The organism is Streptomyces erythrochromogenes, from assembly GCF_040684695.1.
GTDB classification, from domain to species: Bacteria; Actinomycetota; Actinomycetes; order Streptomycetales; family Streptomycetaceae; genus Streptomyces; species Streptomyces erythrochromogenes_C.
In genome coordinates this window covers 61,299-74,324 of the sequence record NZ_JBFBGM010000024.1, presented here as the reverse complement: position 1 = coordinate 74,324, position 13,026 = coordinate 61,299, and the positions used below count along the sequence as shown (strand labels likewise).

General features: G+C 73.5%; 15 protein-coding genes. 10 read left to right on the top strand and 5 right to left on the bottom strand.

The genetic code is table 11. The annotated features are described in order from the left end of the window. Positions 1-141: 141 nt before the first annotated feature. Positions 142-1,032: a tetratricopeptide repeat protein gene (locus AB0O53_RS29075; RefSeq protein WP_365199551.1), complete on the top strand. Its 891-nt coding sequence runs from the start codon at positions 142-144 to the stop codon at positions 1,030-1,032. Positions 1,033-1,212: 180 nt separating this feature from the next. Here AB0O53_RS29075 and AB0O53_RS29070 read toward each other — a convergent pair whose 3' ends face one another. Both AB0O53_RS29070 and AB0O53_RS29065 read right to left on the bottom strand, forming a co-directional pair. Further along, positions 1,213-1,704, bottom strand: coding sequence for an SRPBCC family protein (locus AB0O53_RS29070; protein WP_365199548.1), 492 nt, complete (start codon positions 1,702-1,704; stop codon positions 1,213-1,215). A 158-nt stretch (positions 1,705-1,862) separates the two neighbouring features. Further along, positions 1,863-3,173 (bottom strand): MFS transporter, encoded by a 1,311-nt coding sequence (locus AB0O53_RS29065; RefSeq protein WP_365199546.1) that lies wholly within the window; start codon positions 3,171-3,173, stop codon positions 1,863-1,865. A 198-nt stretch (positions 3,174-3,371) separates the two neighbouring features. On the opposite strand from AB0O53_RS29065, the gene AB0O53_RS29060 reads away from it, so the two are divergent. From AB0O53_RS29060 to AB0O53_RS29040, 5 genes are all read left to right on the top strand, one after another. Then, positions 3,372-3,887, top strand: a complete 516-nt coding sequence (locus AB0O53_RS29060) for a DUF2199 domain-containing protein (protein WP_435886688.1) — start codon at positions 3,372-3,374, stop codon at positions 3,885-3,887. 187 nt (positions 3,888-4,074) lie between these two features. Beyond that, the gene (locus AB0O53_RS29055; RefSeq protein WP_365199543.1) at positions 4,075-4,749 is read left to right on the top strand and encodes a helix-turn-helix transcriptional regulator; all 675 of its coding nucleotides are present in this window, start codon (positions 4,075-4,077) and stop codon (positions 4,747-4,749) included. A gap of 38 nt (positions 4,750-4,787) precedes the next feature. After that, the gene (locus AB0O53_RS29050) at positions 4,788-5,318 is read left to right on the top strand and encodes a DUF3291 domain-containing protein (RefSeq protein ID WP_365199540.1); all 531 of its coding nucleotides are present in this window, start codon (positions 4,788-4,790) and stop codon (positions 5,316-5,318) included. A gap of 55 nt (positions 5,319-5,373) precedes the next feature. Next, positions 5,374-5,787: a response regulator gene (locus AB0O53_RS29045; RefSeq protein ID WP_350997222.1), complete on the top strand. Its 414-nt coding sequence runs from the start codon at positions 5,374-5,376 to the stop codon at positions 5,785-5,787. A 140-nt stretch (positions 5,788-5,927) separates the two neighbouring features. Beyond that, positions 5,928-6,794: an alpha/beta hydrolase gene (locus AB0O53_RS29040; RefSeq protein WP_350997563.1), complete on the top strand. Its 867-nt coding sequence runs from the start codon at positions 5,928-5,930 to the stop codon at positions 6,792-6,794. Positions 6,795-6,900: 106 nt separating this feature from the next. Here the strand turns inward: AB0O53_RS29040 and AB0O53_RS29035 are convergent, their stop codons facing one another. Then, positions 6,901-8,082, bottom strand: a complete 1,182-nt coding sequence (locus AB0O53_RS29035) for an FAD-dependent monooxygenase (RefSeq protein WP_365199536.1) — start codon at positions 8,080-8,082, stop codon at positions 6,901-6,903. Positions 8,083-8,154: 72 nt separating this feature from the next. On the opposite strand from AB0O53_RS29035, the gene AB0O53_RS29030 reads away from it, so the two are divergent. Together AB0O53_RS29030 and AB0O53_RS29025 are read left to right on the top strand one after the other, a co-directional pair. Next, the gene (locus AB0O53_RS29030) at positions 8,155-8,748 is read left to right on the top strand and encodes a TetR/AcrR family transcriptional regulator (RefSeq protein WP_365199533.1); all 594 of its coding nucleotides are present in this window, start codon (positions 8,155-8,157) and stop codon (positions 8,746-8,748) included. Next, the gene (locus AB0O53_RS29025) at positions 8,745-9,443 is read left to right on the top strand and encodes an alpha/beta hydrolase (protein WP_365199530.1); all 699 of its coding nucleotides are present in this window, start codon (positions 8,745-8,747) and stop codon (positions 9,441-9,443) included. The genes AB0O53_RS29030 and AB0O53_RS29025 overlap by 4 nt, the downstream gene beginning before the upstream one ends. 82 nt (positions 9,444-9,525) lie before the next feature. On the opposite strand, the gene AB0O53_RS29020 is transcribed toward AB0O53_RS29025, so the two are convergent. Then, positions 9,526-10,647, bottom strand: coding sequence for a nucleotide disphospho-sugar-binding domain-containing protein (locus AB0O53_RS29020; protein WP_350997210.1), 1,122 nt, complete (start codon positions 10,645-10,647; stop codon positions 9,526-9,528). A gap of 183 nt (positions 10,648-10,830) precedes the next feature. Beyond that, positions 10,831-11,532 carry a DUF4232 domain-containing protein gene (locus AB0O53_RS29015; RefSeq protein ID WP_365199528.1) on the bottom strand — a complete coding sequence of 234 codons (702 nt, stop codon included), beginning with the start codon at positions 11,530-11,532 and terminating at the stop codon, positions 10,831-10,833. A 206-nt stretch (positions 11,533-11,738) separates the two neighbouring features. Here AB0O53_RS29015 and AB0O53_RS29010 point away from each other — a divergent pair, with 206 nt between their 5' ends. Further along, complete coding sequence (locus AB0O53_RS29010; RefSeq protein WP_365199525.1) at positions 11,739-12,545, top strand: alpha/beta fold hydrolase; 807 nt, start codon at positions 11,739-11,741, stop codon at positions 12,543-12,545. 168 nt (positions 12,546-12,713) lie between these two features. Further along, positions 12,714-12,959, top strand: coding sequence for a protealysin inhibitor emfourin (locus AB0O53_RS29005; protein WP_350997202.1), 246 nt, complete (start codon positions 12,714-12,716; stop codon positions 12,957-12,959). Positions 12,960-13,026 lie beyond the last annotated feature (67 nt).

The window sequence follows — 13,026 nt, the reverse complement described above, 5'->3', positions numbered from 1 at the left end:
TCGCTCGCCTGCTGACCCGCCACGGCCGGGCCGCCGAGGCGTTCACGCTGCTACGGCCCGGGATCGAGGACTGGCTTCCTCGCGGACTGCCTGGTCGACGTCTGCGAAGCCGACGGCCGTGACGAGGAGGTCGCGGCGCTGTTGGAAGCTCGCGTCGCGGCGGCGGTCCCGGCCTGCGACGACCCCGACTGCGGCAGGCTGCGACTCGAACCGTCCAACGCCCTCCCTCTGCTCGCCGCCGTCCGGGAACGGCAGGGCCGGATCGAGGAGGCGACAGCCCTGCTGCGCCGCCGGGATGCCACGTCGGTCAACGGCCGCGACGCGCTGGCCGACCTGCTGGCCAGGCACGACCGGATCGAGGAACTGCGCGCGTACGCGGCCTCCGAGTATCACGGGCACGCCGCACAGAGCCTGGCCGAAGTGCTGGAGGAGCGCGGCGACGTGGAAGGAGTGATCGCCGCCTACCGGACCTTCGCCGAGAACTCCGACGGCTTGTGGCACGTGGCCGTCCCGCTGTCCCGGCTGCTGGCCCGGCACGGTCGGATCGAGGAGGCGATCGCGGTGATGCGCACCCTTGCCGACCGGCCCGGCGGCGCGGAGGACTGGATCGTCCACACCCTGTGCGAGCTGTACGCCGATCAGGGCCGGGCCCGCGACGGCCTGGCCTACCTCGACGCCCTCAAGGCCCGCCGCGGCGGTGCCGAGGACGGGGAGTTCTTCCGGATGCGGCTTGCCCTCATGGCCGACTGCGGCCTGCTCGACGAAGCGATCGAGCAGGCCCGGGCGCACCCCGAAGGCGACACCTGGTACGCGGCCCGGTCCCTCTCCGGCCTGCTCGCCGGAACCGGCCGTACCGAGGAAGCCGCCGCCGTGCTCGAACGGCACCCGGACTCCAACGCCTCACTCCGTGCCGAGCACCTCATCGATCTCGGCCGCATCAAGGAAGCGGTGCAAGTCCTTCAGCAGCGCCCGCGGACCGCACCGATCGACGATCCTTGGGCCGGTTCCCCCTCCAGCGAACCACCGTTCTGACACCTTGAGCCCGGTCGGCGGCCGGCAGTCCGGCGACTTCGGGCGGCGGCACGGGTCCCCGGATCGTGGACCTGCACCTGCGGGAGGCCGTCCTGCACGAACGTGCCGCGGCGGGGTGCGGAGCATCCTGATCAGGTGGTTGTCCGGGTCCTGCCCCGTCGCCGGTGTTCCGTCAGCGCATCAGGCCTTCGTCTCGCGGACGTCCTTGCCCTCTTCGGCGAACGCCTTGAAATCCTGCATGTGCTGCTGCGACTGCTTGCGGAACGCACCGGGCATCACGCGCCCCACCAGCCGCATCAGCAGGCCGCTGAAGCGGTACTCGTTCTCGCTCACCCAGAGCGTCGCGTCCGGGCCGGCCTCGGTGAGCCGGTCGCGCACGGCGCTCCACATGCCGTCGGCGACGATCTCGCGCTCGAAGTGGACGACGCTCCCTTCCGGGATCCCGTGCAGGTCCGCCGGTTCCCGGCGCGTGATGGTCTCGGTGCACTCGACCTTCTGCCGTCCCGTCTGCAGCACGACCCGCGACCTGGTGCCGACCTGCCCGTGCAGGCCGTTCAGCGGCTCGTGCAGCACCAGGCCGCGCAGCCACTGCGGCAGGACCGCCGGGTCGGCGAGCAGCTGGACCACCCTCTCCCGCGGCAGCGCGATCTCGATCGAGACGGTGTACTTCATGGCGGAGCCCTCCGGTTCGCTGAGTGCAGGCGCGACTCCACTGATCTCTCACCCGCACGAGGGCCGCCCTAACGGGATCACCGCCGTTCCGGGAGGAAGGAGCCACCGTGGGCGACGGGAGCCGTCACCCTTCGCGGGTGCGACCGGGCTCCGCCCGTCTACGGCCGCACCCCCACCCCTGAGCCCGCCCCCGAGCCCGTCCCCGCCGGCGGCTTCGCGCCGCCCGGTTCCGTGGCGTCCGCCGGCGGCTCGCGGCGCGGCCGCGCGGCGCGCAGGGCCAGTGCGGCCGCGGCGGCCAGACCCACCACGGCGATCCCCGCACCGGACAGCCGCAGAGTCCCGGCCGCGCCGAGGCCCGCCGCCAGGGGGCCGCCGATCGCGGTGCCGAGGGGGACCGCCAGCACCCGGACGGCGGAACCCGCCGCCAGGGCCTGCGGCAGCAGGGCATCGGGCGTCGAGCGCTGGAACAGGGCGGTCGACAGCGAGGAGTAGGGCGGCCAGAGCAGCCCGGCCGCGCCGAAGCAGACGGCCGACACGGTCGTCGGCGCACCCAGGCCCAGGGGGAGCATCAGCACACCGAAGGCGATCACGATGCCGACCGTCGTGGGCCACATCCGCCACCGTCCGAGGAACCCGGTGAGCACCGACCCGAGCACCGCCCCGATGCCGAACGCCGTGTAGTACGTCGCCAGCAGGCCGGCCGACGCACCCAGGTCGTCCGAGACGTGCAGCGGGAGCGCCACGTACACCGGGCCGAACAGGAGGAAGAACGCGAAGCTCAGCGCCAGGAGACCGGACAGCGCCGGGACGCGGCGGATCACCGCGAAACCGGCCGTCCGCGAGGCCGTGTCGCCCGCCGGCTGCGGGACCGCGTCCCGGGGGACCACGACCAGGAAGGTGACCGCGAGGACGACGAACGTCGCCGCGTCCACGGCCAGCACCGTCGCCGGGCCCCCGAACGCGATCAGCAGCGTCGCCAGCGGCGGCCCCACGACCGTGGCGACCGACCCCGCACCCGCCAGCACGGCGTTGCCCGCCAGGTGGTCGCGCTCCGGCAGCACCCTGGCCATCAGCGTGGAGACACCCGCCTGCCCCCAGGAGTGCAGCACCGAGGAGACCGCCAGCAGCGCGACGTACCCCTCGATCCCGAGCGCGCCGAAGGCGTGCAGCACCGGGACCGCCCCCAGCGCGGCCGCGCGCAACGCCGCGTCCCACCCGGCCAGTTGCGTCGGTCGGCAGTGGCGCAGGAAGCGGCCGAGCAGCAGAGCGCCCACTGCCCCGGACAGGGTGTACGCGGCCGCCGCGAGCGCCACCCAGAAGCCGCGCTCCGCGGCCGGCGCCAGCTCGATCGCCAGCCAGCTCACCGCCAGCACGGCCATGCCGTCCCCCAGCGACGAGACGGCGAACCCCGGGAGGATCCGCCGCAGCGTCGGGTGGGTGACCACGGGCCAGTACGGCGAAGAGCGCATTACACGGGTCAGGTTCAGGTCCACGAGTACTTCCACGCACGTCAAGGCGACCGACCTGCACGACCCTGCCCCGGGAAACGGTGCGTGAGGTGATCTTCACCTTTCGGCGGAAGCGTCACGCTCGGCGCGAACGCAGCCCCCGCGCCGCAGCCCGCGCACGGTCCGCGATGTCGGAGCCGATCACTACGATCAGGGCCCATGACCAGTGATTCCGGGTTCGCCTGCTCGTGCTGCGGGGCCCACCACCCCGAGCTGCCGTTGAACTACACCGCCGAAGCCCCCGCCGTGTGGGATCCGGCCTTCGCCGACGCGGACGACTGCCTGCTCTCGCCGGACCAGTGCGTGGTCCGGGGGCGGCACTACTTCGTCAAGGGCCTGATCGAGATACCGGTCATCGGCAGCGACGACGTCTTCTCCTGGGGCGTGTGGGTCTCGCTGAGCCGCGAGAACTTCTCCCGGGCGGCGGACCTGTGGGACAGCCCCGGCCGCGAGGGTGAGAAGCCGTACTTCGGCTGGCTCACCACCGAGCTGCCGGTCTACCCGGCCACGCCCCTGAACCTCAAGACCCACGTCCACACCCGCCCCGTCGGTGAACGTCCCTCCATCGAGCTCGAACCCACCGACCACCCCTTGGCCGTGGAACAGCGCACGGGGATCACCCTGGACCGGGTGCGGGAGATCGCCGCGGCCGTGCGCCACGCCGACGGCGCGTAGCCCTGCCCCGGGGCGGAGCGGAGGAGGGCCGACGGCCGCAGATTGCGTCAGGTCGAGTCGCCCCGGACCGTCCCCAGGAGGCGCCGTGACGGAGATCCGCGCGCTCCCGGGGCGGGGCCCCATGCGGCGGACAGCGCTCCGCCGTGCTCTCTCTATCTCCAACCTGGGTTGTTTCTAGAATGGCCCGGTGAAGGACATCGACGTGATCGCGGTGCTGCAGGATCCGGTGCGCCGCCGACTGTACGAGTACGTGGCGGCCCAGGGGCGTGAGGTCGGCCGCAACGAGGCCGCCGAGGCGGCCGGAGTGGCGCGCACGCTCGCCGCGCACCACCTGGACCGGCTGACCGAGGCGGGGCTGCTGGAGAGCGGCAGCCGCCGGCTGACGGGGCGCTCGGGGCCGGGAGCGGGCCGCCCGGCCAAGGTGTACACGCGGGCGCGGGTCGAGCGGTCGGTCTCGCTGCCCGCCCGCGACTACCGCACCGCCGCCGACCTGCTGGCCGAGGCTGCCGAGGAAGCCGGACTGGACGCCGGGCTCCGCGCGGCCGCGCACCGCAGGGGTGAGTCCCTGCGCGGGGCCGCGGCGCCCTGCGGCGGCCTCGCAGAGGCCATGGAGCTGCTGGCCGCCCGCGGTTACGAACCGCACCTGGAAGAGGCGGCAGGGGACGGGAGCGGCCAAGGGCCGGTCGTCCGCATGCGCAACTGCCCGTTCCACGCCGTCGCCGAACGCTTCCCGCCGCTCGTCTGCGGCATGAACCTCGCCCTGCTGGAAGGGCTGCTCGGTGGCGAAGGCCCGGTCCGCGCCCGCATGGATGCCAGGCCCGGGGAATGCTGCGTGGTGGTCGAAGGCTCTAAAAACAATTAGTGTTGACATAGAAAAGTGGGCCGTGCTGGGATGAGGCCATGACCGAACCCGCGCACGGCGCCCACCTCGCCCAGCTCAACGTCGCCACACTTCTCCACCCCCTCGACGACCCGCGCATCGCGCCGTTCGTCGAGATGCTCGATCCGGTCAACTCGGCCGCGGACGGAGCGCCCGGCTTCGTGTGGCGCCTCGTGGAGGAGGGCGAGGGCGACGCCACCGGCCTGCGCCCGGCCGGCGAGCACGTCATCGTCAACCTGTCGGTGTGGGAGACCCAGGAGGCCCTGTGGGACTTCGCCTACCGCAGCGGACACCTGGAGGTGATGCGCCGGCGCCGCGAATGGTTCGAGCGGCACGTCGAGGCGCACCTGGTGCTCTGGTGGATTCCCGCAGGTCACCGGCCCACCGTGGGGGAGGCGCTGGAGCGGCTGGGTGAACTGCGGGCGCACGGACCCTCCCCGCGCGCCTTCACCTTCGCCTCCTCGTTCACCGCGGCCGAGGCAGCCGAGGCGGCCGAGGCGGCCGAGGCGGCCGCGGACCTCCGGGCACCCGTGCCCTCCGTGCGTCCCTGAGGTCCACGCCTCTCCGGTCGCCGCGCCGTGCACCCGAAAGCAGGATGGGAGGGTGATGACGGTCCTGGTGGTCGGCGTTCCCGACGGCGAGCAACTGGAACTGCTGCGCTCGGGCATCCAGCGCAACCCGCACTTCCAGGTCGTGTCGCACGCCCACGACCCCGCCGTCGCCCTCGCGCACGCCCGCGTCCTGCTGCCCGACATCACCGTCATGTCCCTGCCGGCCGGACTCGACAGCATCGACGCGGACCCGGGGGTCCTGCGCGTGTTCCGCGGGGTGCGGGATCTGGACCCGCCCGGCGGCGTGGTGCTGCGCACCCCTGCCGTACAGGTGCCCCGCGCGGTGTCCGGCCTCGCGGTCGAAGGAGCCGTCCACGTCGTGCGCGAGGGGGACTTCGATGCCCTGATGCGGGCCCTGCGCACGATCGGGCTGCGGCGGGCCAGCTGCGACCCCGACGAGATGCCCTGACCGGAAACCGGCCGAAAGTCGACCGAAAGTCGGCCGGAACAGCCCGTACCGATTGGTCGGATGATCATCTTCTGCGTACTGTCACGCCACCGGTGACCCGTCGGATCCCCAAGCCCGACAGAGAGCGAGTGAGCGGACACATGCAGCCGATCCCGACCTTCGTGCTGGTGCACGGCGCCTTCGCGAACTCCTTCTCCTTCGCGCCGCTCCAGGCCGAACTCGGCCTCCTCGGACACCGCTCCGTGGCCGTCGACCTGCCCGGCCACGGCTTCGGGGCGAGCTACCACCGTGCCTATCAGGCACCGCAGGACCCCGCCGGCCTCGCCGCCGCGCCGGGCTCGACCCGGGGCGTCACGCTCGCCGACAACGCCGCGCACCTGATCGGCGTCCTGGAACGCGCCAAGCGCAACGGGCCGGTGATCCTCGTCTCGCACAGCCGCGGCGGGATCACGGCCACCGCAGCCGCCAACGCGCGGCCGGACCTGATCGACCGCATCGTCTACGTCGCCGCCTGGGCCCCGGTGGACCTGGAGGTCGGCGGCTACTACGCGGAACCCGAGATGGCCGGCGTCGACGTCGCCTCCCTGAGCCTGGCGCTGGCCGGGAACCCCGCGGAACTCGGCCTGCTGCGCGTCAACTTCCGTACGGCGGACCCCGCCGCCCTCGCCGCGTTCAAGGCGGCCTTCCTCGCCGACGGCACCGACGAGGAGTTCCTGACCTTCCTCAACACCTTCCAGCCCGACGAGAACCTGGACGTCGGCACCTCGGCCGACCGGGCGCAGGCCGGCACCTGGGGCCGCGTCCCGAAGACCTTCGTGCGCCTGGCCGACGACGCGAGCCTCCCGCTCGCCCTGCAGGACCGGCTGATCCGCGAGGGCGATGCCCTGACGCCGGACAACCCGTACGACGTCCGCACCCTCGACGGCAGCCACCTGAAGTGGCTCGTCGACCCGGCGCAGGCGGCCCGGGTCCTGGGTGAAGTCGCCGAACTCACCGTGTCGGTCTGACGCGCCCGGCCCGGGGGCAGGCCGGGGGCCGTGGCGCGGTCGGAGCCCCGGCCCCGGCGGCCCTGCCCCGGCCCCGGCGGCCCTGCCCCGGCCCCGCGCGGGGCCCTCAGTTCGACGCGGACGGCGCGCCCAGCCGCGGTGCCACCCAGTCGTGGTGCCGGAGGATCACGCGCATCGAGACCCCGGAAGGGGTCAGCCGCATCGCCGTGTTGCGCAGGGCGACGGCCAGCGGATGGGCGAGCCCGTGGCCCATCCGCCCCGCCTGCCGGGCGGCCCGCGCGACCGCCTGGCTGCGGGGCCGGCGCAAGGCGTCGTACCGGGCGAGTGCGGTCGCGACGTCGTCCCCGGTGTCCAGTACTGCGGCCAGGGTCACGGCGTCCTCCAGGGCCTGGCAGGCGCCCTGCCCTAGGTTGGGGGTCATCGCGTGCGCCGCGTCGCCGACCAGCGCGACCCGGCCCACCGCGTACGAGGCGAGCGGCGTGCGCAGTTCGTGCACGTCGTGGTGGAGCACGGCTCCGGGACGGGTCGCGTCGAGCAGCGCGGGGACCGTAGGGTGCCAGCCCCCGAACCGGCGGCGCAGTTCGGCCAGGGGGTCGGCGAACCGCGTCCGGGCGGGCAGGGTGAGCACGGCATGCCACTCGGCCCGCCCGTCCTGCAGGGCGATGTGCCCGAACTCGGCCCCACGCCCCCAGGTCAGCTCGAAGTCGGTGCCCGCGTCCACGGCGTGCTCGGTGATCGCGCGCAGTACCGTCGATCCGCTGTAGACCGGCCCCGGGTGGTCGGGGAAGAGGAGCCCCCGCACTCTGCTGCCGACCCCGTCGGCCGCCACCACCAGATCCGCCTCCAGGACCGTGCCGCTGCGGCCGACCTCGACCCCGACCTTCCCGGGCCCGGCGGGCCGCACCGCGCCGGCCTCCGATCCGATCAGCAGCGCCTGGCCCGGCAGGGACTCGCGCAGCAGCCGGTGGAGGGTGGACCGGGGGATGCCCATGATCGGCGTGCCGACCGCCCTCTCCAGCGCCTCTCCGTCCATCCGGGACAGCACGCGCCCCGCCGGCGTACGGGTGCCGCCGCTGTACTGGCCGTGCGCCGCCTCCCGTACCGCGGCGCCGACGCCGAGTTCGTCCAGGGCGCGCAGGCCGTTGGCCGCGAGCGAGATGGCCGCCCCGGCGTCGTCGAGCACGGACGACCGCTCGACGACCGTGACCGCCCAGCCGATGCGGCGCAGACCCACGGCGGTGGCGAGCCCGCCGATGCCGCCTCCGACGACCACTGCTGTGTTGCTCATGACACACCCTCACCCTTCTACACCTGTAGAAGGGTGAGGGTAGTCGAATGTCTACAGGTGTAGAAAGGAGTCATGGCTCTGGAACGGCGCATCCTGCTCGCGGACGCGGCTCTCGACGTACTCGCCGACGAAGGGATCCGCGGCCTGACCCACCGCGCGGTCGACCGCCGGGCGGCCATGCCGCCCGGCACCACGTCGGCGTACTTCCGCACCCGGGCGGCGCTGCTCACCGCACTCGTCACGCGTCTCGTCCAACTCGACCAGGCGGAACTGCAGATGATGGCCGAGCGACTGCCACCCCTGCGCACCACGGAGGAACTGGTCGACGCCATGGCGCTGCTGGTACGGCGGCGGCTCACCGGCGAGAGCCGCCGCCGCTCGCTCGCCCGCTACGCCTGCGCCGTGGAGAGCGTCCGCGACCCCGAACTCCGCCAGATCCTCGTACCGCGCGAGAACGCCGGCCGGGAGGCCGTCCGCCTGTTCCTGGCCGAGCACGGCGTCCGGGACGTCGAGAACCGTACCCACACCCTGCTGACCTGCCTCGACGGCCTGGTCTTCGACGGGCTGGTGAGCGGCGGGGACGTGGCGCGCGAGGCCCTCGAAGGCCTGGCCGCGGCGGCACTGCGCCAGACGGCCTGGACCGACCCGAGGAGACGAACGCATTGACTTCTGTGGTGCTTGTTCACGGCCTGTACCACCGGCCCGGGCACTTCGCGGTGTTGGCGGAACGGTTGCGGAGCGACGGAACCGAGGTCGCCGTACCCGAGCTCCACCGGGGCTCTTTGGCCGCTGACACCGCCGCCGTCCAGGCCACGGTCGACGCGCTGTCCGAGCCGCCGGTCGTCCTCGGCCATTCCTACGGAGGGTCGGTGATCACAGGGGTTCGCGGAGCAGCCCACCTGGTCTACCTGGCAGCGTTCGTACTCGACGCCGGCGAGAGCGCGGCCACGTGGGGCGGTGCGTCCCAGCGGCTCAAGGACGCCATCGTGGCCGAGCCGGACGGCTCGACCACCCTGCACCCCGGCCGGGCCGTCGACGCCCTCTACGGCGACTGCCCCGAACCCCTCGCCGCGCAGGCGGTCGGCCTGTTGCGCGCACAAGCCCCGGGCTGCGGACGAGGGGTGCCGCGGCACCACAGCTGGAAGGAGACTCCCTCCACCTACGTCATCTGCGCAGAGGACCGCGCCGTCGACCCCGGCCTCCAGCGGACCATGGCCGCCCGCTGCACCGACGTGCGCACATGGCAGAAGGGCCACTCCCCGTTCGTGGGCCGGCCCGACCTCGTCGTGGAACTCCTGCGAGAACTGCTCCCCACCCGCATCGCGCCCGGCCGTAACCAGCCAGTCACAGAGGCTCGTTGAGCGCTGCGGCCGGAGCCCGGACGGGGATTCCCCTCCGGACTCCGGCCCGGGGCCCGCGCCCGGGCGGCTTCGCGCAGGCGCCTCAGGCGGAGGCCAGGGCCTCCAGGGCGGGGACCGTCTCGGCCGGGGTCGGCAGGGCGGCGTTCTCCGCACGGAGGCGGACCGCGGCCTTGCGCAGGTCAGGGTCGGCGATCAGCCGGTTCAGGAGCGCGGCGTCGACGTCGTCGGAGGCGGAGCGCAGGGCGGCGCCCGTCGCGGTGAGGGCATCGGCGTTGGTGAAGTGGTCGGCGCCCTGGGGGAGGAGGAGCTGGGGCAGCCCGGCCTGGAGGGCGGTGAGCAGGGTGCCGGACCCGCCGTGGTGGACCAGCGCGTCCGACGCGGTCAGCAGCTCGGCGAGCGGGACCCAGGGCAGCGGGCGCACGTTGTCCGGGAGGGTGCCGAGCGGTGCGAGGTCGGTGTCGCCCACGGCGAGCAGGAACTCCGCGTCCACCGAAGCCGCCGCCTCGATCAGGCGGACGATGGCGCGGACGCCGTCCATCTCCGTGAGCACCGTGCCCAGGGTGACGGCCACGCGCGGCCGGGTGCCGCGGCGGAGCAGTTCGCGGGGGACGAATCCGCCGCCGTTGTAGGGGAGGTAGCGCATCCGCAGGCCATCCGGATCACCGCCGAGGGAGGCGGGGACGATGTTCAGCGCGGTGGGCTCGGCGGGCCCGGCCACCCCGAACGTCGTGTACGCCTCCGTGAAGTTGGCGGCGAGCCGGGCGACCATGTCGTGGCCGGAGGTGACGCCGAAGTTCTGGATCACGGACGGGATCTTGAGCTTGGCGGCGACCAGCGGGGCCGAGGCCTGGAAGGAGTCGTAGACGAGCAGGTCGGCGCCCCAGCTCTCGGCGACGTCCAGCAGACCCTCCACGGTGGGGCGGGACAGGAGGGCGAAGCCGTGGGCCGCCCTGTCGAGGATCTGGTCGGTCGTCAGGTCGGTCGCGACATACCGCACCTCCTCGTCCGTGGACTGTTCGAACACGTCCCGGATGGAGCGGCCGTCGCCTATCTCGACGACCGGGAATCCTGCCTGGCGCAGCTGGTGGAGCGGCTGCGAGCCCGCGAACAGCACTTCGTGCCCGGCGGCCCGTAAGGCCTGCGCGGTCGGGATCATCGGAAAGAGGTGCCCGGCCGATGCCGGGCCGGTGAAGAGTACGCGCACGGTTTCTCCCTGCCCATCGTCTGACGGTCGGGGACGAGCGGTGCGGGCCCGCCCCCGGTTCCCTCCGGTGAACTGACGCGAAGGCGTCCGGTGTTCCCCGTGGGAGATCGAAAACCAGACGTTCTGGGAGGACCGCGGGCAAGGCGTGCCTTCCGGCTACGGCTACACCTGCGGGCCCTGGGCCTAGCTCTTGCCGGACCTGAACAGGAGGTCCTCGACGGCACGGAGATCGGTGTTCCAGTACGTCACACGGGGGTCGGGACCGACGGTCAGGGAGCCGACCTCGTCCGAGAGCCTGATGTCCAGCGACGCCACGTCCCTGTTGCTGCCCGGCGCGCGGTCCTGGTAGCCGAGCGAGATCGACGTGACGGTCCTCGTCCGCTGGCCCGCCCGGAAGACGAACACGCCCGCGTACGCCTTCTCCTTCGGGCCGATCGTGGCGACCGCCCGCGGCGCGGAGCCCGCCGGGGGGATCGGATCGCCGATGTCGGTGCCGAACCGGACGTAGGGGTGGTGGTACAGGATGCAGGGCTTGTCCGTGAAGTTGGTGGCGGTGATGAGGAGGTGCCGGCCCGAGTCCTGGCGCCATCCCGACGTGTCGATGGAGAGGTCGTTGTCGTTGCACGCCGCGACGGCGGTGTCGCCGCCACCCGGGCTCTGCGAGGGTCCGGACGTACCGGCGCCGCCGCCGGGCCGGGCTGTCGTTCCGGACGGAGCCGGGGTACCGGACGGCGTCCCGGCGCCGGGCGCACCCGCAGCACCGGACGCGGCCGGGTTCCCCCGCCCGTCCGCACCGCCGGAGTCGCAGGCCGCGGACGAAAGGAGCGCGGCGACGGCCACGGCCCCGAGGGTGCAGGTCTTCCAGCTCTTGCGGGCAGTGCGCATGGTGGCCCCCCGTGTGCCTTCACATGGCTTGAACAGTGCGGTCGACGCTTCGGTTCTGCCCTGAGGGACGACCGAAATCCGCGCGCCCCGGGACCGTTACGCACTCAGGACGTGAAGGACACCATTCCGTCCAAGTGACCGTGCCCCGTCCGCTCTCGGGCCCCGCCCGTCCGGCCGGATCGGCACGACACCCCTAGCATGCGGGGATGGAGATCCGAGCGGGCCGGGTGGTGGTGCACGCCGTGGAGCACGGAGCCGGCCGGCCCGTGCTGGTGCTCCACGGAGCCGGCGTCGACCACCGCGAGGCCGAGGCCTGCTTCGAGCCGGCCCTCGCCCACGTGGCGGGACTGCGGCGGATCTACCCCGACCTCCCCGGAATGGGCCGGACGGCCGCACCCGCGGCATTGCGCAGCGCCGACGACGTCGTCGAGACGCTGCTGCGCTTCGCCGACGAGGTCACGGGCGGGACCGCGTACCTCCTCGTCGGCCACTCGGCCGGTGCCCACTTCGCGCGGGCGATGGCGGCCCGGAGCCCGCAGCGGGTCGCCGGCCTGGCGCTCGTGTGCCCCCTGCTGCCCGGAGTGCGCGAGGTCCCGGCGCACCGCGTGGTCGTCGGACCGGAAGGGGCGCGGGAGCCGGGGGAGTCGGGCGCCATCGGCGACGACGTCTTCCGGAGCTACTTCGTCATCCAGACACCCGAGATGCTCGAACGCCACCGGCGCTACGTGGAGCCGGCCGCGGCCCTCGTGGACCGCGCGGCGCTGGAGCGGATCGGCGAACGCTGGGCGCTCGCGGACGAGCCCCTGCCCGCGTACCCCGGGCCGACGGCGGTCGTGGCCGGGCGGCTGGATGCGACGGTCGGCCATGCCGCCGCGGTCGACCTCGCCCTCCGCTACCCGCACGCCTCGCTCGCCGTGGTCGACGACGCGGGACACGCCCTGCCGCACGAACAGCCGGAACTGCTGCGCGCCCTCCTCGCCGAATGGCTCACGCGCGTCGAGCGCGCCCTGTGACCCGCGCCTGCGTGGGGCCGGCCGGGCGGTGCGTCCGCGACGGCGTTTTCCGGACGTTCGTACCGACCGGCGCCCGCTCCGTGTCAGCGGGCCGCGGTTCGGGGCATGCGCGGCCATGGCTGCGACACGCAGACCGTGCGACACACCAGCGAACAGGAAGGAACGGCCATGCTGATAACGGTCACCCGCTCCGGAGGCTTCGCCGGCGGCCTGGAGAAGCTCAGCGCACTCGACACCACCGGACGCGCGGACGCGGCGGACCTGGAGGAGCTCGCCCAGCGGGCCGTCGCCCCCGTGCCCGACGGGTACCGCTACCGGATCACCGTCGACGACGAGGTGCTCGACCTCCAGGACCCGTGCCTGTCCGACGCCCAGCGCACGTTGATCCGTACCGTCCTCGGCGTGGGCGCCTGACCGGCCCGCGCGGAGACCGCCCGCGCGGAGTCCGCCCGCGCGGAGACCGCACACGAGGGCCGGGCGG